The organism is Agrobacterium sp. 22117 (assembly GCF_052045735.1).
In the GTDB taxonomy this organism is placed as follows: domain Bacteria; phylum Pseudomonadota; class Alphaproteobacteria; order Rhizobiales; family Rhizobiaceae; genus Agrobacterium; species Agrobacterium cavarae.
This window is the reverse complement of record NZ_JBQEPP010000010.1, coordinates 1-22,585: the sequence shown is the minus strand read 5'-3', so window position 1 is coordinate 22,585 and position 22,585 is coordinate 1. Positions and strand designations below refer to the sequence as shown.

The following is a 22,585-nucleotide window of genomic DNA, read 5'->3' as shown; positions in this document are numbered from 1 at the left end:
GGCGAGGTTTGGTATTCGACTGGCCCCATTCCTGATTTGCTGACGTCGGTTACGTATCCTGAGGGTGGCGTTGTTGAGGTTGAGTACAAGCCGTCGAGTGAGTGGGGTCTGACGGCTGGGACGCGGATGCCGTTTGTGACGCAGACGGTTTCGGCGATCGTGGAGAAGGACGGTCGGGGTGGCGTGTCGCGCACGGAGTACAGCTATCGTGGCGGTCGTTATGATTACAAGGAGCGCAAGTTCCTGGGCTTTGCCGGCCTGACGGCAAAGCTGCCCTGCGCGTCTGGCGAGACGGCTTGCCCGAGCATAGACATCACGTTCAGCCAGGCTTACGCAGCCATCGGCAAGCCGTTGCAGATCGAGTATCGTGATGGTGCGGGCGTGGCGCGCAAGACGGTTGTCAGCACCTATGCCATCGAGAATACGACTGCACCTTACACCGCGTTGAACACAGCGACGGAGACGACGTTGTCGGAGGGTGGCTCGTCGATCGTCCTGCGTCGAGAGAATGAGTTCGATGCCTATGGAAATGTCACGCAGGCGCGCGACTTCGGCCGCAAGGATATCACAGGTGACGAGACATGGTTGGTCACGTCGTATGTTCCCAACACGGCGGACTATATCGTATCGCTCCCCAGTGTGAGCAGCGCGCGCTCCCTGACCAATGGCGTCTTCAGCACCGATAGTGATGTTTTTGAAGAGCAGACCGCTTTCTATTACGACGGTGCAACGAGCGAGACGACAGCGCCCACGAAGGGTAATCTGACGATGAGGCGCTTCTACAAACAGGTGGAGCCCGTCAGCTCTTATGTGGAGAGCTTCACCTACGACACCAATGGCAACAAGTTGTCGCATGTGGATGGAGCAGGTAACCGGACGGAGTGGGATTATGATGCGACATACAAGTTGCACGTGATCAAGGAACGGGCGCCGAAGTATTTTGCCAATGGTAGCCTGTCGGCCGATACGCGTTTCGTTACGACCTTCACCCCCAACTTCGTGTGCGGCAAGCCTGCGGCCAAGGTCGACTGGAACGGCATAACCCATACCTACACATATGATGCCTTTTGCCGGCCCTATGGCGAGACGAACTCGGGCACGGGTGGCTACGTCAACACCCGCTACGAGAACGAAGGCAATCCTCAAACCCAGGCTGTCGTCACCTATAAGGCAACGGCGACTGGTTCGGGAACGGTGTTTGACCGCAGCTATTACGATGGTCTCGGCCGGACATGGCGAGTGGAGACCTCAGGTGAGACTGCCAGTGGGCAGACCCGCATTACCGATACCACCTACGATGCACGTGGCAACAAGGCGCAGACAGCGTTTACCCGTTATGCCAATGAAGCCGCGCAATGGACGGTCAACTCCTACGACTGGCAAAACCGGGTGGTAAAGACGGTCAATCCGGATGGCTCTCAACGGACCTACTCCTATCTGCTGCAGCCGCAAAGCCTTGCGAACACAACCAGCGTGCCGGTTGTCGATATCCGCATGACGGACGAGGAAGGCAAGCTGCATCGCACCGTCAAGGACAAGAACGACAACATCATCCTGAAGGCGTCACAGCTGTCGGGATCATGGGTGGCCGAGACCAGACGCTACGATATGAAGGGCCGTCTTCGGCAGGTCAAAGATCATGGCGGCGCGACCTGGACCTACACCTACGATCTTGTCGACAACCGCCTGACCGCAAAGGATCCGGATCTTGGAAGCTGGTCCTATCGTTACGACAATGCCAAGCGCCTGACCGGCCAGACGGACGCACGTGGTGCGGTGACGACACTTGCCTACGACCAAATCGGGCGGCTGAGGACGAAGTCGGTCAAGGGAGCAGGAGAAACGACGGCCACGACCACGGTGACCAACACCTACGACACCGCCGCCAGTGGCATCGGTGCGGCACCCTTCCATAATGTCGGGTTGCTGACACGGGCGGTGAACGGAACTGCGACCCACCATTACAGCATGAGCCAGACGGGCAACGGGACCATCCTGACCACCACCTCGATAATCGATGGTATCACCCATACGATGACCGAGAGAAAGGGAAAGCCCGATCTGACACTTGCGATCAGCTACACACCGGCCCCTCTCGATGTAGGCACCTCAGCAGCTCCCTGGTCCTATAACGCCGCCAATGAACTGCTTGCCATACCTGGTCATGTCACTGCGGCTACTTACGAAGCGGATGGCCAGACCAAATCGATTGCCTACGCCAATGGCGTGACGACAGAGTTCACCTATTCGCCAACCCGGCGCTGGATGACCCGGGTCGTCACAAAGAAGGGCACCACTGTGCTCATGGACAACCAGTACACCCGTGACAAGCTGGGGCGCATCAAGACAATCACCGGTCTGACGCCATCGGAGAACTGGACCTACACTTACGATGACCTCGGGCAACTGACACAGGCCGTCAATGCTGGCAATAGTGCTCTAAGCGAGACCTACACTTACTCACCCTCCGGCAACCTCTTGAGCCGTAGCCGCGTAAGTGGCGTCTATCAATATCCGAGCGGTACAGCCAGCAGGCCCCATGCAGCGACCCAGATCGGCGCAAAAACCATAGCCTACGATGCCAATGGCAACATGACATCCGACGGCACACGTACATTGACCTGGGACCGCTCGAACCTGCTGGCAAGCGTAACCGAAGGAACATCGACTGCCACCTTTGCCTACGGTCCTGACGGATCACGGGCAATCAAGGCATCGCCCTCCAGTAAAACGCTCTACGTGAATGCCAACATCGAGATCGACCGGACCACGCCAGGGTCGGAGGTCTATGTCCGGTATCCGCACCCCGATGTCAAAATCTCGACGACGGCGACCAATGCTACCACGCCGAGCTATCTGCATCGCGACCATCTCCAGTCGGTGCGCCTGGTTACCGGCCAGTCCGGCGGGATCACCGAACAGACGGGGTACGCGGCCTACGGTGAGGCGACCAACCAGAACATGCAGACCAAAAAGGGCTACATCGGCGAGCGCTTCGATGCCGAAACCGGCCTCATGTACCTCAATGCAAGGTACTACGATCCAACCTTTGGCCGGTTCATTCCGCCTGATGAAGAGGCTGGCCCCAATATCCATGACGAGGACATCGACCCGATCGATCTTCAGGGGCTGCAGATAAACCTCCCGCAGAGCACGAACCTCCCTGCCCACCACTAGCGATCATTGCTGCGGAGCGCGCATCGGCTCCGCAGCTTCGCCCTCACTGTCATTCCTCACAGCGGAAACCCTCCATGCAACAGCATTCAGGCTTCAAAAGCATGCTGATCAGGCTTCAGAGCATCTTGCTCATCGCCTGCCTCCTCGTCGTTCCCTTCGCTCAAGGGGCCAATGCCCGTTTCATCTCGCCTGACGACTGGGATCCAACACAGGAAGGCGTAGGAACAAACCGATACGCCTACGCCGGAAACGATCCAGTCAATCAATCTGACCCAAACGGACATATCTTCTGGGCTGTACCAATTGTTATCGGCGGTTTCCTCGGACTACTGGGCGGAACCAAGCCCGCAAACGCGCCGACCACAACGAGTGGCATCGTCCAGATGAGCGAAACACAATCCCTCGGGAACTCTGCGTTGTCGGCGGCCGCAGGCACCAAAGCAGCCTCCGTGTTCGGAAGCTATATCGGAAGCATCTTCCAACAGACAAAACAAATAGAAAACACGAAGGAAATCGCTAATACAGAAAGTAGGGGGCAAGCTGCTATTAGCGCAGAGGGTCAGTCCTCCGGATGGCGCTCTCAGGTCAACAACGGTACCCAAGGTAAGATTCCGAAGTCCTGGGGGGAGTCTTCTCCTACCAGAAAAGGTGAAGGCCTGCGTTGGAGAGACCCGAGCGATAAAGGTAATTCCGTTCGAATAGATAGGGGAAATCCTACATCCCCGAACCCATCACAAAGAGTAGATCATGTTGTGATAAATCGCGGAGGGCGTGTTGTCGGTAGAGATGGAAATCCCATTAACGGAAGCATAAAGAACGACGCCGTTAACGCTCACGTTCCGCATTCGGAATGGAAGAACTGGTCAAGTTGGGACAAGCCATGACAGATCTGCATTCACCTGATTTGCGCCGTCGATTGATCGACCATCTCAAAGACATGTCTGATTTAGAGTATCAGAAAAGTCATTGGGGTAAACTTTCTGAAGAGGGTGGCACCTACGACGAGTTCGACTTTGTAGTGCACTTCCTTTACGATGATACCGAATTAGCGAACAATCCATATGCGATGATCGGATGGTGTTTACGATCCGAGTCAGAGGCGCTCGCTATAGAGAATCTAGTTGCTGCAATCGATCAAGTATTCGAGAAAAATGGCCTGGAGTTGAGCGACCAAGAGTACCTCCTTACAAACGAGTGGCCGTCGGTACTGCAGGCAGCTTCCCATGCATACGAATTGCTTAAATCTGGTTAGACGAACTTCTCAGTTGTATATCCATTTTCCACTTACAGCCTGTTGATGCGCACGCACTATGGCCGTCGATCTCCTGATATTGGTTTATGCAATGGGGCAGTCCTCACGACAGGGTGTGACGTGATTTTATGCTAGGTTTCTATCATCAAAATATTCATGATATCTGGGATTGGGTGAGGGGCGAGCTGCATACCTTGCTCGCGGCGATACCGTCAAAATCGAATGCGAGCTACCAGAGCAAAGCATCAAGAACGTCCGCGCAAGATTTTTGTGAGGCGACCGCTTTAGCGAGATGCGCAGATATCCTTGTCATGCAAGATGGAACCGCGGTCTTCACAGGCTCCTACCTAAAATTGCGTGGCTCAGCCCGCAAGTTGCCATTCAGCCGGCTAGCAGTCATCGGGGAAGTTACGGCTAGCCAAAGGACACCTTTCCCGCTCGATGTTGTCCACGTCATTCCATTCCAGGGAGCTGAGGACGATGAGTATTGTTTCTATCTCATCAAAAAGGAGCACCTTGATCCCTCACTCGATCTGCTGGCTCAAGAACAATTCTACGTGAGTAGGCTAGGCATTCGCGACGGAGACCGCGTTCACTGGATATCTACAAGGGCTCTGCCGAGACTTCATCCTGCGTTTCACCACATCCGGCATGGGCGAAACTTCTTGATCGGTGTCGTCACAACACTGGCTGTTGCACTCAGCTTTACCTACGTCCACGCATTGTCTCGATATGTCGAGGCCGAACGAGTGCTCGATGATGTTTTAGCAGCGAAAAAACGAGAGGCACTTCAGGTGCATGCCTTGCTGGTGGACTATGAAAAGAAGGCGGCGTCGATACAGGCGGCGCGAGAGGGGAAAAGCAAGGCACAGATGGTCTTGCGTATATGGGAAGAATTAACGCGGGCATTGCCGGACGGTGTTTGGCTTACCGATCTAACTTTCGAGACCGACGTCTTGACGATAACCGGATACGCCGCTCAATCTGCTGCCGGCCTGATCGTTGCACTTGGCTCCTCCCATATGTTCACTCAGCCTAGTTTTATAGCGCCTGTCGTCCGCGTTCCGGGCCAGAGCGGGGAGCGCTTTGAGATACGACTTAAGGTGAGATCTCTATGACCGAGTTTCTGATTAAGGTCATGAATATGCCGCGCATCGTCCAAAGATCGATTGCGGTCATCGTCCTTCTTTTCTCTAGCGCCGTAGTCGTAGCCTTCGCGATGGTGTTGTGGTTCATACTCGTAGGCAAAGCAAGCCGCATTCATGAGATGCGGACAGAGCTTTCCCGGTTGGAACAGGTGATTGCGCTACGTCCTCGCAACGTGACGCCAGAGAAGTCGAGATCAGAACTGCTATTTTTAGACGGAGATAGTGTCGCGATAATTCAAGCGCGCTTACAGGAACGTGTGAACGCAGCGGCAGACAATTCTGGTGCTTCGGTCGTATCCATAGGCGGAATGCAGCCCGTAGAAATTAACGGAGCTTCCTATGTGGGTGTACGAGCAGATTTCGAAGGAAGCATGGAAGCATTTCACAACGTTATACGCGATCTCGAAATTACGCAGCCGCCTCTTATAATTCTGAAGACCACAATCCGGAGCACAAACATAACCTCTCAGGGTGAACTCTCGGGACCATTGCAACTCTCGGGGCAGATTACGGTTTACGGAGCCGCTAATCCAACCGCGGACCTTACCGAAAAAGGCGGGAGCTGACATGTGGCGTCTGCTCAGTAAGCAGTGGTTGAATATAGCGGCCTTCGGGATAGGAGTAGTACTCTTAATCGCGTTCAACGTCGGTATTTCAGAGACCACCATCGACATCTCACAGATGGCCATCGCCTCGACCAATCCAGGCACGCCAAAAGAGCTCGGTGTTGAAGGCTTTCCCCAGAGTCTTTACGACCTCGAATTGCCAGAGACGTTAACTAGACCTTTGTTCAGTCCTACGCGTCGGGAGTTTTTCGAACCTCCAGAAATAGCAGAAGAACCGAAAGAGGTGGAGCCTGCTTCCGAGCCATTGCCAGTCGTGTCTATGAATCCTCCCCCCATAAAATTATCTGGCATTCGCATCTTAGGTGGAAATCGTTCCGCGTTGATAGGGTATAACAAGGCGGCGGGATCGGACGCCGTCTGGGTCAACGAGGGAGATACGGTCGAGGGGTGGAATATCAGTCTGATTAGATCTGACAGAATATCTTTAACCGCTGGCTCTCAGACTATTGTGATTGCCCTTTACGAATAAGTGGGAGCTCAGGTGCCTGATCGTTATGCCGTGGAAGACAGCGATAATAGCGGCTTCGCCCTATTTTCCGTGTTGGGCTTCATTCTTTTGCTCGCACTCATCCTTGCTGGGCTCGCGGTTTCGGCCCGCAGCAGAATCCTCACAGTCTCACGAACCTATGACCATACTCGCCTTAGCATGGCTGGTCAGGCCGTGAATAATTACCTCGGCTGGCGGCTTAGCCAGGATAAAGCGTGGCGGCAATCAGTCAGCCAAGCCACCTCATCGGTCTTTAATTGTTCCCTTGGGCAGGCGCTCGTTCATGTAACGATCATAGCCCATTCTGGTTTGATAAATCTCAACTCCGCAGAAGAATCATTGCTGACATCAGGTTTCCAGAGGATTGGTCTTGCGAGAGCCGAAGCAAACATCTTAGCTCTAAAGATTATTCAATTTCGTGCGCCACGCCCTGGCAGCCAGACCAATGAACCGGGCGTCGAAGGCGGCTTAAAACATGGATATTTCGAGGATGTGTCGGAATTGCATGACTTCGACTTGCTTCGCAAGTTTAGCATTGCTGATCTAAGCCGCGTCTTCTCCGCGAACGGGGGCATGACAATTATCTCTAGCGAGCAAGTCAATGGCGCACTTTCACCGTTTTTCACCCTCGAGACTGTTGTGGTCAGGGGAAAGGTCTGGGGAGGGGAGGCGGTGGTGTACCAGGTCGGAGACGGAACTTTACCTGTTAAACGCTTATCATCAATTGAATTGGGGGAAGTTTCTTGGGAGGTTCGACATCCAAGTAGCTGCCAGCCACTTTTCGATCACGACATCGCTGCGCTGTTGAGGGAGGCTGTAACATGATCCGGCCATCGCCCGGCTATAGTGAGTTCCTTGATCGCCTTGAACAGCAGAAACGAATTACGCCCGATGATGCATCTCGTATAAGGACAGCAGAAAGGCACAGTGGCCAGCCGGTTGACATCGTCATACGAGAACTTGGCCTACTTGCAGAGGGTGCAGTGGCTCAAGAACTAGCAGACTTTGTAGGAGTCGAACCCGTTTTGCGCTTGTCACCAGCGGACGGGAACGAACTTCTTGAACGATTGGGTTTCGAGTTCGCGTTAGGGAGAGCAATCGTTCCTCGATGGAATGAGGAAAGAGTCCCAATTCTCACGGTAGCAAACCCGTTTGACACGGAAGCCATCGAAGCTGTCCGATATTTCTTCGAGTTACCGTTTATGTTGGAAATCGCCCCGCGGAGCGCTATTGATGACTACATCCGCAATTTGCAAGAGGCGAACGGGAGATCTGATGCTCTCGTTGCTGTGGAAATGGCGGCCGATGTCGATCTCGAGCGACTTAAGGACATTGCGCGGGACGCACCAGTTGTGAAATTTGTATCTCGTCTGATACAACGGGCGGTGGATGAAAATGCGACAGATATTCATCTTGAGCCCGACGTTGCCTCGATGCACGTTAGATTTCGCCGTGACGGAATGCTGTGCGCTGTGGAAAGTGCTTCCCTAAGTCTTCATGCGGGGGTGATCAGCCGGTTGAAAATTCTGGCGCGTCTGAATATTGCGGAAAGGCGGCTGCCCCAGGACGGGAGAATCCGCGTGGCCGTGCGGGGGCAAGAGGTCGATTTTCGCCTCTCCGTTGTACCAAGCATTCACGGTGAGACGGTGGTGCTGCGTGTTCTCAATCGGGAAACAGTTGCATTAAAGCTCGGCTCGTTGGGCTATGATGCGATTTCCGTCCATAAGATTCTTGAGATCATTAATCGCCCGACGGGGATGTTCCTCGTGACAGGTCCAACCGGGTCCGGCAAAACAACGACGCTTTATTCAATCCTGGCCGAACTCAATCATCCCCACGTGAAAATCTTCACGGTGGAGGATCCTGTCGAATACCGCATGGCGGGTGTAACTCAGCTTCAAATTGATCCAACAATTGGTCTGACGTTCGCGGCTGCTCTTCGTTCCGTCCTGAGACAGGACCCAGACATCATTCTCGTTGGTGAAATCCGTGATCGTGAAACAGCAGAGATCGCGACACAAGCTGCACTTACAGGTCACTTGGTTCTTTCCACTCTACACACAAACAGCGCAATAAGTTCGATTAGCCGACTGCGTGACATGGGAATCGAGCCGTTCCTGATAGACGCGACAGTCAGGGGCGTTATAGGGCAGCGGTTGGTCCGCCGTCTGTGCGACGAGTGTGTGAAAGAAGTCAATCAGACAAATTGCGCCTTTTGCTCTGGCAACGGGTTTAAGGGGCGCCAAGCCGTTTTTGAAATCTTGCATATGTCGGATTCCATCCGCCGGGCAATGATGGAAGGCGCTAGTCTCAACACTTTAGAAGCAATTGCTGTCCGCGAAGGCATGAGGCCGATGCGGGACCATGCTCTTAAGCTCGTTAAAGACGGGGTAACCACGATGTCCGAGGCGTTGCGCGTTGCGGAATTGGAAGGCAGCGAATGACTAGCTTTGCTTACACCGTATTCGATCAAGATGGCAGCCGGATAAAAGGTTCGGTAGATGCTGTCGACTTGGGAGAGGCCACGAGAAAGCTAAAAGCAAAAGGTCTCCTGGTAGAAAGCGTAAGCCCCATCAGTATTGGCGCAACACGCCACCGTCTGGACCTATCGCAAGCGTTGCTTTCTAAGTTCAATTTGACGAGATTCTTCGCCGACCTCGCGATCTTGATGAACGCGGGTTTAGGGATTGATCAGTCACTCCGGGCGATGCATGAGGCGTCAACCCGCATAACCGAAAAACGATTGATAGGTGACATTCTTGAACAGCTTTCTTCTGGAAAGACCGCAGCTGACTCACTCGCATGTCTCAGCGAGATGCCGGAAGATGTTGTTGCCCTGATAGCGAGCGGTGAGCGAAGCGCGCGTTTGGCCCATGTAGTGAAGGTAATAGCCGCAGATTTTGAGAAGAGGGACGCCCAAAAAAAACGTCTAGTTGATGCTGCCGTGTATCCCTGCTTCCTTCTGGTAATGCTCGTCATTGCGATTGGCATTGTCACATTTGTGTTGGTGCCTACTCTGGAGCCCATCTTTGAAAGTTCTGGCAGAGATATGCCGTTGATTGTGGTCTTACTTTCGGCAGTGCGAAGAAGTTTTATGGATCCGTGGGCTTTACTGACATTAGTGGCGATATCGCTTACGATCTTTCTCGCGGCTCTGCTTAATCCTGTTGCGAGGAAACGAACAATCGCTGCAGCCCTATTGCGGATGCCACTTCTTGGGAAAGCGATTCGCGGGGCGGCTTTAGCGCGTTATCTTCAAAGCCTGGGTTTAATGCTCGAAAACTCGGTTCCACTTCCAGAAGCAGTCAATCTCTCAGCTCGTTGCTCTCCCGTAGCTTCCCTTAGGGTCAGGCTCTTAGAAGCACATGAGGTTCTTGTCTCAGGCAAGAGATTATCTGAAGCGCTCCTGTCGACCGGCTTGTTTCCACGGCCGATCCTTGCCTTAGTAACGATAGGGGAGGGGGTCAACAAGCTTCCTACAGTGCTCGAGAATGCATCTGGAATACTGCAGACGGACTCGCAAAGACTCACCGATCGACTACTCGCTCTGATGACTCCTGTGATCACCATACTGCTCGGGTTGATCGTCGGTGGGTTGATCGTCTCAGTTATGACAGCGCTACTTGGCGTAAATGAGCTGGGACTACAATAATGCGACTGGAAGCAATCGTTCAGTGTCAAAGAGAAGCGGGCTTCAGCCTGACAGAAATGCTCGTCGTCCTGGGAATACTCGGTCTCGTCTCTTCTCTTATCTTTCCCACGTTCCATGTGCTTACCAGAACGACGCCGGTTTCGCTTGGACGGGAGGTCCTACATGCTGCCACGTTTGCTCGTCTGGCTGCAATAGAGACCGGCAGATCCACCCAGCTGACAATCAACACAGAAGAACGCTTCGTTCAGGCGTCGACAGCCAAAGGCCGGATCGAGATTCCTGACAAAATTTCTTTTGATGCTGTCGTCGGCAAAGACGAAAAAACCACGCTGAAAAACGGCAGTATCACTTTTTATCCCGGCGGAGGTTCTTCGGGTGGCTTGATCCGATTTGATCGCGGTGGGAGCAGTGAGGTGGTAGTTTCCGTGAACTGGCTGACAGGCTCTGTCACGTTGCAAAAGGTGCCCACGAATGAACGCCTTTGAGGCAGAAGATGGCTTTACTCTCCTCGAGACATTAATCGCTTTCGTCATCCTCGCGGGGGCTTTCGCTATTTCGGCTCAAACAATCGCGATCGCGGCTAGGAGTATCTCTGTTTCCGATGAGCGTACTGACGTATTGAATCTAATAAAAGCGCTACGTGTCGGCGCTGCCAGAAGCAGCGTTTCCGGGAACGAAGTAACAAGTTTAGATCATAAAAACTTGCGTTGGAGTACGAATATACACACGCCAGAAGGAGCTACGACAAGTGGCACTCCGTCGTTCGTTTCAATAATGGTTACGGCACCCTCGGGCCGCGTGCATAAATTCGTCTACTTTGAAACAGACTCTTCGGATGCAAGATGACGCAGAGATCAATGTCTCGTGGGGGTCATGCAACGCAAGAGGGCTTCACCATAGTCGAAATGCTTCTCGTGCTTAGTCTTACTTCGTTGATGGCCACTCTCATTACGACGTCATTGATGCAGATGCGGTCGGTACTAGCGGTTATGAGTACGACGGAGGTCAAAAATGAGCTTGCGGCCGCTGGTTCATATCTGGAAAGCGTGGTGTCAAGGGCGCGGCAACTTGTGCTTATAGGCGAAACACAGGGTCAACGGAGGACGTTTGTCGGGGCGACCAACAAGTTGCATTTTGTTTCGGTAGCACGTACTGGCGCTGAAACATCTTCTCTGCGAGAGGTTGAGATTATGGCTGTGGAAGCGGGGAATGGGACCAACCTTGTACTGCGAATCCAGCCAAGGCGATTGTTTTCTCAGGCGCCGTCAGAGGAGTATATAATCGCGGGTGATCTCACGATGGTACGTTTTGAGTATTTTGACAGAGGCAGCGAGGGTCAGTCCTCCGGATGGCGTTCAGACTGGTCTAATGTAGAAACTTTGCCCCGAGCCGTCAGGGTGACACTCGCCGCCAATCGGCTAGGTCGAGAGACAAAAATGGAGCACCTCATCGTCCTCGCGGAACATTAAAATTAAAGTTTCTGTTCTGGCTTCGCCGTCATTCCAAGTCCTGCGGACGCCAGCCCAGCGCCTCTGCCTTTGCGAACGCCGCGACATTCTCGGATAACCACAAGTCTTTGATGGCGGCGTTGACGCGTGCATCTCCGGAAGCCTCTGTGTGTTGAGCACGCTCCAATAGCCCGGCATAGGCGCTGCCTTTTTTCAGCAACAGATACGCAAAGTTGGGATAATATCGAAGGAGTACGTCAGATACTGCTATTGCCTCTTCAAACTCTCCGCGTCTTAGCTTGTTCTCCACAATGAACGACGCTATCAAGGCGGTCGTCTCCTCAGTTGTAAGAGGCCGAAGATAAGTTCCTAATGCAACTGACTTTTCGGATATTAATAGCTTTTGACGATACCAGGCATCGCGAGTATATCCCCCGCCGCTGGTCGCTTCCAGGTTCCAAACTGCTCCGGCATCATCAGTATACTTGACGAAAACATGCAGTGGTGCCTCCGATAACGTCATATCAAGACCAAGACGTTGGCCGAGAATGGCGAAGAGGATAGGCATCGTTATGCAGTTGCCACTGCGCGTTTCTAAATATCTTTCAAGCAATCGGTTCTCCGGCCTGTCTCCTAAAGGATCCGAACTGTCATACTGGAACGGTTTGCCTTGATTCCACGCCCCACTCTCATAGAGGTACCGCTTGAGAGCATCCAGTTTCATATTGCTATTGCCAGCACCGGCAAGTGAAAGTACGTCTCGCTCCATCTGAGCAATAGTAGATTGAATCGCGAGAGAATTTATTGCCGGATTTACCAACCGATCCACCGCGATTTTAACAGCAAGAAGGTCTTTTTTTGGCTCAAAGAACGATTCGACGTACGACCGGAGATCTGTTGGCGCATCTGGCTCACGAAAAGCTGGCTGGGATCCACACCACAGAAATGCAAGGAGGAAGATCGCGGCTCTCATAGAATAGCAACTCAATTGTTGACGAGATCTTCGTCGTTTCCGGTACCGCCGACCTTCCGGTCGCGCCCGAGAGATAGAATTTCAAACGGCTTGTCTTCGGCGGGGCTACGATACTGATATGGCACGGACCATGCATCTGAGAATGCGCCCCCATTTTTTACATATGGACCGTTCCAGACCGTTGCATTGCTAGGTCTTGTTGAGAGGGCTAAAAGTCCTTGCTCCGTGGTCGGATAATTGCCTGTATCGAGGTAATATAGCTCGAGCGCGTTTGAGAGGTTTCTAATTTGCGCTTTCGTGGTCTCAACCTTTGCTGACTCGAGGTACCGCAGCACTTGGGGCGTCGCGAGAGCCGCGATTAGTCCTATGATTGCTAGGACCACCAGCAGTTCTACGAGTGTGAAGCCGTCAACCGAGTGAGATGCCGATCTACGATCTTTTGATTTAATCACAGTGCAGTCCCTGTCATTGTCAATATTGAAGGCTCAATATTCCACGTGGCGATGAGCGATGCGGCGAGGAACGGGCCAAAAGGAATTTTATTCTTTAGCCGTTGTGGATTGGTCAGGCTCACAGCGAGTATAAATAACAGCGCGAAAGCCGAAGACAGAAAAATGAATAAGGGAAACATCCAGAAGCTAAACCAAGCTGCAGACGCACTTGCTAACTTTACGTCCCCCATTCCAAGCCCGATCCTTCCGGTTAGTCTGAAATGTACCATGCGCACAAGCCACATCAGCGAGTAGGCTATCACTACTGACGCCAGCGCCCACAACACCGACATTCCACCATCGGCGGCCCGAGCAATAAGTCCGGAAATCAGTACGGCAACGTTCACTGCATTGGGTATGATCAACCATCGAAGGTCGGCATAACAGATAGCAACGAAACAGATTACGAGCAGGGTGTTCAGTAATAGGTTCATTTTCTAAGCTCAGTATGCTAAACGTTTCATTTCTTCATTTAGCTTGTTGGGGCCTCCGCGACGCTTTTGGATATCAGAGTTGAAGTTCAGTTGCTGCCGAAACTCTTCAGTGACTTTTCGAGCCTCGTTGGCATCCCGGACGATACGTGGCCGGATAAAAATGATGAGTTCGGTTTTGCGGATTTGATCGTTTTTGTTTTTGAACGCGTTCCCCAGCAGTGGAATGTTCCCCAAAATAGGAACCTGCGTCCGGACTAGGTTATTGCGCTGTTGGATCAGTCCGCCCAGCGCCAGGCTTTCACTATCGTCAACGACAACACGGGTCGATATCTTTCTCTGCTGGATTGTCGGTGAATCGATGCCTGACGAGGTCGTTTTTACGACATCGCTGACCTCTTGCTGAATGTCGAGCATGACCTTTCCTGAGGTGTTGATGCGCGGGACGACAGTCAGAATAATGCCCGTGTCCTTCATCTCCACGGAGTTCACAACAGGAGCGTCGACACTGCTCGTACTCTGCGATTGTCGTGTAACAATTGGGACTTGATCACCAATTTGCAGGATCGCCTTCTGATTGTTCAGCGCCATCAGCGTCGGCGCAGACACGACGTTCACGTCAGTGATGCTCGAAAGTGCATTCAGCGTTACTCTCACGTCGTTAGTGGCGTAACTCCACGATAGTGCAGGGAAGCTTGCCCCTACTGCGCCGGAAGCTAGATCCGAGAAGCCCACGCCAAAATTGGCGTTCTCAAAAAACCAACGGAGCCCGAACCGAAGCTCATCATTCAAAGTGACTTCAGCAATCACTGCTTCAATCATCACTTGCGTCGGAATAACATCGAGTTGCTGAAGCAAGGGCTCAATGCGTTCATATTCCCGAGCGGTCGTGGAGATAAGGAGAGCGTTGTTTTCTACGTCGGCCACTACAGAAACATTGGGTTTTTCGCTAGCAGAAGCCGGAGATGAGGAATCAATCTCAGGACCTTTTGCTTCTTCAATTGCGCTTGACGCGTCAGTGAGAGACGTTGTTTGTAATTCAGGTGCTATGGGTGCATCGAACGCGCTAGCAGCGGAGTTGTGCGACCCACGACCTTTCAGAATTGATTGTAGGACCTGTGCCAATTCCTTGGCGGGCCGGTTCTGAATGTTATAGACAAACAGCCTTTGCTCGTTAGTGGCCGCAAGGCGATCGAGCTGAGAGATCCAAGCGGCGGCGCGGTCCAAATACGCGGGCCGAGACGTGATGATAAGGATGGCATTCAGCCGATCGTTGGGTATGAAGCGGATAATCTTGTTGCCGGGACCACTCTCGGTGGCAAAAATTGAGCTAAGTTCCTTTGCGACTGCTGTTGGCTGAGAGGCTTTCAACGGACGAAGAGAGACTGACATACCCTTCATCCAATCGACGTCGAAAATGCTCATGGCATTGCGTACTGCCAATAGGTCATTCGCCGTTCCAGCAACAACAATCAAGTTACGTGTGTCATCGACACGGAGTATTGAGCCACGCCGGCTTATTGGTTCGAGGATATTCTTCATTTCTGAAGCAGAAACATATTTCAATTCAAACGCCTGCACTCTTATACCGGGGCCGCTCATCGCTGCTGATCCGGAGTTGACCGCAGGTGTTGTCGCGAATGCTTCGGATGATGGAACAATCCGATATGTATCATTCTGCTTTGTAATGACAGCATTGTTGATCGTCAGAGCTGCCTCGAAAATTTCAATGATAGTCTCTTTGGAAACAGGCGCTGCTGTCTGAAGCGTTATTTTGCCGCTAACACGGGGATCGATAACATAATTGATCCCTAATGTGTCGCCCAGTACGCTTTTTGCGGCAGATGTCAGAGGAGCGTCGACAAGATTGAGAGTGAAGCCCTCTCCCCCACTAGATGTTTTGGCAGCACTGACTGTCGCTTGACTACCAACGAAACTTCCGGTCCCGTACTGCGTGACCCCTGTAAAGAGCGGGCCGTCGCCTGTTCTTGTGTAACCGCGCGACGATCGAGACGACTGCGGAAGAGGCCTGCCCTGTGGATCAAGTTCGTTTATTTTCAAAGAAAACACGTCGTCAATAGGCGTAGTCGAGCTGCAACCAATAAGAAATATTGGAATTGTCGCTAACGCAAGCGTCGAAAACTTCATAGAAAACGCCCGCCCGTTTCACCTGGAAATTGCTTTTAAATGGTTTCGGAGCACCCGATACAACCTTATGTCCAAGGACTAGCGGTTCCGCAATTATTCATGAAGGTTTTCCTCATCATTCTTTGATTTGGCAAACCTCTAGCCAGTCCTCCAATGGAGGAGTCTATCGTTAAGACGAAATTTGGGATGCCGCCCAGCTGACCCCCTCGAATTGAAGCGCTCAAGACGACAAAGGTGATCACGAATGCACGTTTTGGTGTGAAAGTGCCCCCTTCAATCCAATTCCAGTATCTCCCGGTTGCATATTATGAGTTTATGCATCAAGAATGATTCCGTTGAGATTGGCGGGCAGAGGGCTTCATGTTTAACAACCGGGCAGTTTTTGCGGCTTCAGCCGCCACCGTACTTCTTTGCCTTTTTTCAGGGTTCATTTTCGGCTCTTCAATCTATTTATCTTGGACTGGAATATCTGTCTGGGCTGCTGAACCTTCCCATGGCGGGTCCAGGAATGGTTATGGGATTGGGGCTTCCTCATCCATCGGACCAACGAGAAGTACTGCGCATGAGGTTTTCGACCCCAGCGGCGAAAGTGCCTCAGATCAATCCAAGAATTCGCTCGGTGAGCGTACGGTCGATCGTGCAAACGCGCGTTCTATCAAAGGCGACGCTGCTGGCGAGGTTCAATCAGGTGAACTGATTGAGGACAAAGCACTAGAGGACCGGAGCGAACCTGGGAGGTTTGTTGAGGACGGTCAAGAAAAGTCCAAACAAGCTCGCGCCGCAAGCGCATCAGAAGGGCCTGAACAAACGGATCCATCGAAACGCACACCGACGATTGGTAATCCCCTTGGATCCGCATACAAAACACGTTCGCCTACTCTTCTTGGGAACGGCGCCTTCTCGGAAACGGTTAAGCTCGAAGTTCCAGGGTTCCACGGCTTTGAACCTAGCCTTTCGCTAAACTATTCGTCACAAGGGGGCTTGGGATCTGGAGGATGGCAGGCGGGATGGATCGGGGTAGGATGGAGCCTTGATGGCGTCCCCGATATCGTTAGGACTGCGCCGATAAATGGAACTCCGAAATTCGATGGTACCGACGTTTATCAACTTGACGGCCGAGATCTAGTCTCTTGCGGAACAGGTATAACTTCCCCCTCGTGCCAGACGGGGGGCACGCATGCATCCAAGGTGGAAAGTCGGGATCGTATAAAACTTGAAAACAACATTTGGACTGTAACGAGCAAGAACGGCACCCGATCCGTTTTCAAGCCGATCTCTTTTTGGGGGACTACAGTTGATTCTAGCGATAACAATCCAGAACTAATCAAAAACGGCTACCGCTGGCTGCTCGCGGAGCGCATCGACACCAACGGCAATGTGGTGACTTACAGCTATACCTGCCGCACCTTGCCCGTATGCTATCCCAGTACGATTACATACGGCGCCGAGGGTACAAGTGTTGGCACCGAGATCAAGTTCGTATCCACACAACATCCAGCTTACCAAACGAAAGCCACCGGCCGTGGCCTTGCTAAACTCGATCAGCAATTAAAGCGGATCGAAGTAAGATCAAATACGGGGACCATAAAGGCTTATTCCCTGACTCAAGAGACCAGCCCTTCGACCAACCTTGAACGTTTAATCAGACTTCAGGAGTTTGGCGCGGACTGGACGATTTTCGCCGGCGAGCTTGTAGGAAGTAATTTGTCAGCCACCAGGTTCACTTACTCAGACTCTGATCTCGGATACGAGAAAGGTACCCAGCGACTTCACACGCCACCACAGGACCGCAATGCATACAAGGGAAGGGTGGTCGATCGACCGGCTGACTTTAATGGTGACGGAAAATCCGATGTGCTGTCGATATTCCCAAATGAGCAGGGCGACCCACACGTCTGTAAGATGGAGTTCTTGATCTCGAATGGACCGGGCTTCTTTAGGGCACAGATAGGATCATCAACTGCAACGAGCAAGTCGATCCCTTGTTATTGGAACCTTCCTAGATCGCGTCAAGATGCAACAGGATATGGCTGGCCCATCACCCTCAACGGAAGGGTTGAAATCCACGATCTTAATGGGGACGGCACTTCTGATGTCGCGAGCTGGTATGGCGAAAATTTGTACGTGTACCTCATAACATTCATCGGTGGTCAAATCGAAATTTCAGAGCACACTCTCACAGTAGGCAACCCCACGTTCAACGAAACAATGCCCTCTTATATCGGTGACTTGGACGGGGATGGGAAGGCAGAGATAATCAGTGACGTTTTATTTAGCCGCACCAACGGAAAGCCGCGATACTATAAGTATGAGCAAGGAAGTTTTGCTGTCAGAGATATGTCAGCTCCGTCCTATATGACCTTCGCGTCATCGATACCATTTGACGTTAACGGAAATGGGAAAGTTGATTTAGAATATGGTCAACAATCTTATAATAGGACACATTACTTCCACGAAATCGCCAACGGCGACAGCCTTACGTTGCTTTCGGAGGCGACAGTAACCTATCCGCAAAACCAGTTCGCTGACGGCATAGATCTAGACGGAGACGGTACGTTAGATCGGTTGAATTTTGGGATAGGGTTGGCGCAAGGCGAGAAAGGACACTATCACCCAATCGACGTGGGGATATATTTGTCTACCGGCACCTCCTTCCAAAGAGTTTACTCCTTCGACACTACCCTTAGATGCGGCACAAACATTATCCGAGGTCCCAATGGTATGCCTCCATCAGGGCCTCCGCTCGTGGGTTGCTTGAATCTATTCGCTGACCTTGACGTCGATGGGCGAGCTGATCTTGTTTTCTCAGCTTCGCCTGGTGGTAATCCTGCAGCTCAATCATATGGATATGATTACCTTGTCGAGAGTGGGATCGAAGTCGTTCAATCTTTAGGTGGCGGCGTCTGGAGGAAGCGACAACTTCCGGCGCTGGGTATCCATACCATTGGCGATTTCAATGGTGATGGTAAACCAGACTTGTTGAGAGCCCAGCCATCTATTCTTAACGGTGCGCCCACAAACTATTTGGATGGCGGATTTTCCGCTGGCGAGGTTTGGTATTCGACTGGCCCCATTCCTGATTTGCTGACGTCGGTTACGTATCCTGAGGGTGGCGTTGTTGAGGTTGAGTACAAGCCGTCGAGTGAGTGGGGTCTGACGGCTGGGACGCGGATGCCGTTTGTGACGCAGACGGTTTCGGCGATCGTGGAGAAGGACGGTCGGGGTGGCGTGTCGCGCACGGAGTACAGCTATCGTGGCGGTCGTTATGATTACAAGGAGCGCAAGTTCCTGGGCTTTGCCGGCCTGACGGCAAAGCTGCCCTGCGCGTCTGGCGAGACGGCTTGCCCGAGCATAGACATCACGTTCAGCCAGGCTTACGCAGCCATCGGCAAGCCGTTGCAGATCGAGTATCGTGATGGTGCGGGCGTGGCGCGCAAGACGGTTGTCAGCACCTATGCCATCGAGAATACGACTGCACCTTACACCGCGTTGAACACAGCGACGGAGACGACGTTGTCGGAGGGTGGCTCGTCGATCGTCCTGCGTCGAGAGAATGAGTTCGATGCCTATGGAAATGTCACGCAGGCGCGCGACTTCGGCCGCAAGGATATCACAGGTGACGAGACATGGTTGGTCACGTCGTATGTTCCCAACACGGCGGACTATATCGTATCGCTCCCCAGTGTGAGCAGCGCGCGCTCCCTGACCAATGGCGTCTTCAGCACCGATAGTGATGTTTTTGAAGAGCAGACCGCTTTCTATTACGACGGTGCAACGAGCGAGACGACAGCGCCCACGAAGGGTAATCTGACGATGAGGCGCTTCTACAAACAGGTGGAGCCCGTCAGCTCTTATGTGGAGAGCTTCACCTACGACACCAATGGCAACAAGTTGTCGCATGTGGATGGAGCAGGTAACCGGACGGAGTGGGATTATGATGCGACATACAAGTTGCACGTGATCAAGGAACGGGCGCCGAAGTATTTTGCCAATGGTAGCCTGTCGGCCGATACGCGTTTCGTTACGACCTTCACCCCCAACTTCGTGTGCGGCAAGCCTGCGGCCAAGGTCGACTGGAACGGCATAACCCATACCTACACATATGATGCCTTTTGCCGGCCCTATGGCGAGACGAACTCGGGCACGGGTGGCTACGTCAACACCCGCTACGAGAACGAAGGCAATCCTCAAACCCAGGCTGTCGTCACCTATAAGGCAACGGCGACTGGTTCGGGAACGGTGTTTGACCGCAGCTATTACGATGGTCTCGGCCGGACATGGCGAGTGGAGACCTCAGGTGAGACTGCCAGTGGGCAGACCCGCATTACCGATACCACCTACGATGCACGTGGCAACAAGGCGCAGACAGCGTTTACCCGTTATGCCAATGAAGCCGCGCAATGGACGGTCAACTCCTACGACTGGCAAAACCGGGTGGTAAAGACGGTCAATCCGGATGGCTCTCAACGGACCTACTCCTATCTGCTGCAGCCGCAAAGCCTTGCGAACACAACCAGCGTGCCGGTTGTCGATATCCGCATGACGGACGAGGAAGGCAAGCTGCATCGCACCGTCAAGGACAAGAACGACAACATCATCCTGAAGGCGTCACAGCTGTCGGGATCATGGGTGGCCGAGACCAGACGCTACGATATGAAGGGCCGTCTTCGGCAGGTCAAAGATCATGGCGGCGCGACCTGGACCTACACCTACGATCTTGTCGACAACCGCCTGACCGCAAAGGATCCGGATCTTGGAAGCTGGTCCTATCGTTACGACAATGCCAAGCGCCTGACCGGCCAGACGGACGCACGTGGTGCGGTGACGACACTTGCCTACGACCAAATCGGGCGGCTGAGGACGAAGTCGGTCAAGGGAGCAGGAGAAACGACGGCCACGACCACGGTGACCAACACCTACGACACCGCCGCCAGTGGCATCGGTGCGGCACCCTTCCATAATGTCGGGTTGCTGACACGGGCGGTGAACGGAACTGCGACCCACCATTACAGCATGAGCCAGACGGGCAACGGGACCATCCTGACCACCACCTCGATAATCGATGGTATCACCCATACGATGACCGAGAGAAAGGGAAAGCCCGATCTGACACTTGCGATCAGCTACACACCGGCCCCTCTCGATGTAGGCACCTCAGCAGCTCCCTGGTCCTATAACGCCGCCAATGAACTGCTTGCCATACCTGGTCATGTCACTGCGGCTACTTACGAAGCGGATGGCCAGACCAAATCGATTGCCTACGCCAATGGCGTGACGACAGAGTTCACCTATTCGCCAACCCGGCGCTGGATGACCCGGGTCGTCACAAAGAAGGGCACCACTGTGCTCATGGACAACCAGTACACCCGTGACAAGCTGGGGCGCATCAAGACAATCACCGGTCTGACGCCATCGGAGAACTGGACCTACACTTACGATGACCTCGGGCAACTGACACAGGCCGTCAATGCTGGCAATAGTGCTCTAAGCGAGACCTACACTTACTCACCCTCCGGCAACCTCTTGAGCCGTAGCCGCGTAAGTGGCGTCTATCAATATCCGAGCGGTACAGCCAGCAGGCCCCATGCAGCGACCCAGATCGGCGCAAAAACCATAGCCTACGATGCCAATGGCAACATGACATCCGACGGCACACGTACATTGACCTGGGACCGCTCGAACCTGCTGGCAAGCGTAACCGAAGGAACATCGACTGCCACCTTTGCCTACGGTCCTGACGGATCACGGGCAATCAAGGCATCGCCCTCCAGTAAAACGCTCTACGTGAATGCCAACATCGAGATCGACCGGACCACGCCAGGGTCGGAGGTCTATGTCCGGTATCCGCACCCCGATGTCAAAATCTCGACGACGGCGACCAATGCTACCACGCCGAGCTATCTGCATCGCGACCATCTCCAGTCGGTGCGCCTGGTTACCGGCCAGTCCGGCGGGATCACCGAACAGACGGGGTACGCGGCCTACGGTGAGGCGACCAACCAGAACATGCAGACCAAAAAGGGCTACATCGGCGAGCGCTTCGATGCCGAAACCGGCCTCATGTACCTCAATGCAAGGTACTACGATCCAACCTTTGGCCGGTTCATTCCGCCTGATGAAGAGGCTGGCCCCAATATCCATGACGAGGACATCGACCCGATCGATCTTCAGGGGCTGCAGATAAACCTCCCGCAGAGCACGAACCTCCCTGCCCACCACTAGCGATCATTGCTGCGGAGCGCGCATCGGCTCCGCAGCTTCGCCCTCACTGTCATTCCTCACAGCGGAAACCCTCCATGCAACAGCATTCAGGCTTCAAAAGCATGCTGATCAGGCTTCAGAGCATCTTGCTCATCGCCTGCCTCCTCGTCGTTCCCTTCGCTCAAGGGGCCAATGCCCGTTTCATCTCGCCTGACGACTGGGATCCAACACAGGAAGGCGTAGGAACAAACCGATACGCCTACGCCGGAAACGATCCAGTCAATCAATCTGACCCAAACGGACATATCTTCTGGGCTGTACCAATTGTTATCGGCGGTTTCCTCGGACTACTGGGCGGAACCAAGCCCGCAAACGCGCCGACCACAACGAGTGGCATCGTCCAGATGAGCGAAACACAATCCCTCGGGAACTCTGCGTTGTCGGCGGCCGCAGGCACCAAAGCAGCCTCCGTGTTCGGAAGCTATATCGGAAGCATCTTCCAACAGACAAAACAAATAGAAAACACGAAGGAAATCGCTAATACAGAAAGT

The 22,585-nt window shown here is 53.2% G+C and carries 16 protein-coding genes; 12 read left to right on the top strand and 4 right to left on the bottom strand.

Going from position 1 to position 22,585, the window contains the following annotated elements:
- The 10 genes from ACTJKV_RS21715 to ACTJKV_RS21670 form a co-directional block, all read left to right on the top strand.
- A partial coding sequence (locus ACTJKV_RS21715; protein WP_440599468.1) for an RHS repeat domain-containing protein occupies positions 1-3,177 on the top strand: 3,177 nt, incomplete at its 5' end.
- A gap of 74 nt (positions 3,178-3,251) precedes the next feature.
- Complete coding sequence (locus tag ACTJKV_RS21710; RefSeq protein ID WP_440599467.1) at positions 3,252-4,061, top strand: RHS repeat-associated core domain-containing protein; 810 nt, start codon at positions 3,252-3,254, stop codon at positions 4,059-4,061.
- Positions 4,058-4,429: an SCO4402 family protein gene (locus tag ACTJKV_RS21705; protein ID WP_440599466.1), complete on the top strand. Its 372-nt coding sequence runs from the start codon at positions 4,058-4,060 to the stop codon at positions 4,427-4,429. The genes ACTJKV_RS21710 and ACTJKV_RS21705 overlap by 4 nt, the downstream gene beginning before the upstream one ends.
- Before the next feature lie 128 nt (positions 4,430-4,557).
- Positions 4,558-5,547, top strand: coding sequence for a PilN domain-containing protein (locus tag ACTJKV_RS21700; protein WP_440599465.1), 990 nt, complete (start codon positions 4,558-4,560; stop codon positions 5,545-5,547).
- Positions 5,544-6,143 (top strand): type II secretion system protein GspM, encoded by a 600-nt coding sequence (gene gspM, locus ACTJKV_RS21695; RefSeq protein WP_440599464.1) that lies wholly within the window; start codon positions 5,544-5,546, stop codon positions 6,141-6,143. The genes ACTJKV_RS21700 and gspM overlap by 4 nt, the downstream gene beginning before the upstream one ends.
- A 1-nt stretch (position 6,144) precedes the next feature.
- The gene (locus ACTJKV_RS21690) at positions 6,145-6,672 is read left to right on the top strand and encodes a hypothetical protein (protein ID WP_440599463.1); all 528 of its coding nucleotides are present in this window, start codon (positions 6,145-6,147) and stop codon (positions 6,670-6,672) included.
- A 12-nt stretch (positions 6,673-6,684) separates the two neighbouring features.
- A complete protein-coding gene (locus ACTJKV_RS21685; protein ID WP_440599462.1) occupies positions 6,685-7,515 on the top strand; it encodes a hypothetical protein in 831 nt (276 codons plus the stop codon).
- Entirely contained in the window at positions 7,512-9,134 is a 1,623-nt protein-coding gene (locus ACTJKV_RS21680) for a GspE/PulE family protein (RefSeq protein ID WP_440599461.1), read from the top strand. Before ACTJKV_RS21685 ends, ACTJKV_RS21680 begins: the two co-directional genes overlap by 4 nt.
- Entirely contained in the window at positions 9,131-10,342 is a 1,212-nt protein-coding gene (locus ACTJKV_RS21675; RefSeq protein WP_440599460.1) for a type II secretion system F family protein, read from the top strand. Before ACTJKV_RS21680 ends, ACTJKV_RS21675 begins: the two co-directional genes overlap by 4 nt.
- Positions 10,342-10,827, top strand: a complete 486-nt coding sequence (locus ACTJKV_RS21670; RefSeq protein WP_440599459.1) for a GspH/FimT family pseudopilin — start codon at positions 10,342-10,344, stop codon at positions 10,825-10,827. Before ACTJKV_RS21675 ends, ACTJKV_RS21670 begins: the two co-directional genes overlap by 1 nt.
- 1,012 nt (positions 10,828-11,839) lie before the next feature.
- Here the strand turns inward: ACTJKV_RS21670 and ACTJKV_RS21665 are convergent.
- The 4 genes from ACTJKV_RS21665 to gspD are packed head-to-tail and all read right to left on the bottom strand — an operon-like array spanning position 11,840 to position 15,833.
- Entirely contained in the window at positions 11,840-12,763 is a 924-nt protein-coding gene (locus tag ACTJKV_RS21665) for a transglutaminase family protein (protein ID WP_440599458.1), read from the bottom strand.
- 11 nt (positions 12,764-12,774) lie between these two features.
- Positions 12,775-13,215 carry a type II secretion system major pseudopilin GspG gene (gspG, locus tag ACTJKV_RS21660; RefSeq protein ID WP_440599457.1) on the bottom strand — a complete coding sequence of 147 codons (441 nt, stop codon included), beginning with the start codon at positions 13,213-13,215 and terminating at the stop codon, positions 12,775-12,777.
- Positions 13,212-13,688, bottom strand: a complete 477-nt coding sequence (locus ACTJKV_RS21655) for a prepilin peptidase (RefSeq protein ID WP_440599456.1) — start codon at positions 13,686-13,688, stop codon at positions 13,212-13,214. The genes gspG and ACTJKV_RS21655 overlap by 4 nt, the downstream gene beginning before the upstream one ends.
- A gap of 9 nt (positions 13,689-13,697) precedes the next feature.
- Complete coding sequence (gene gspD / locus ACTJKV_RS21650) at positions 13,698-15,833, bottom strand: type II secretion system secretin GspD (RefSeq protein ID WP_440599455.1); 2,136 nt, start codon at positions 15,831-15,833, stop codon at positions 13,698-13,700.
- 360 nt (positions 15,834-16,193) lie between these two features.
- Here gspD and ACTJKV_RS21645 point away from each other — a divergent pair, with 360 nt between their 5' ends.
- Together ACTJKV_RS21645 and ACTJKV_RS21640 are read left to right on the top strand one after the other, a co-directional pair.
- A complete protein-coding gene (locus ACTJKV_RS21645) occupies positions 16,194-22,055 on the top strand; it encodes an FG-GAP-like repeat-containing protein (protein ID WP_440599454.1) in 5,862 nt (1,953 codons plus the stop codon).
- Positions 22,056-22,129: 74 nt separating this feature from the next.
- Positions 22,130-22,585, top strand: a 456-nt coding sequence (locus tag ACTJKV_RS21640; RefSeq protein WP_440598992.1) for an RHS repeat-associated core domain-containing protein, incomplete at its 3' end; no start/stop codon positions are given.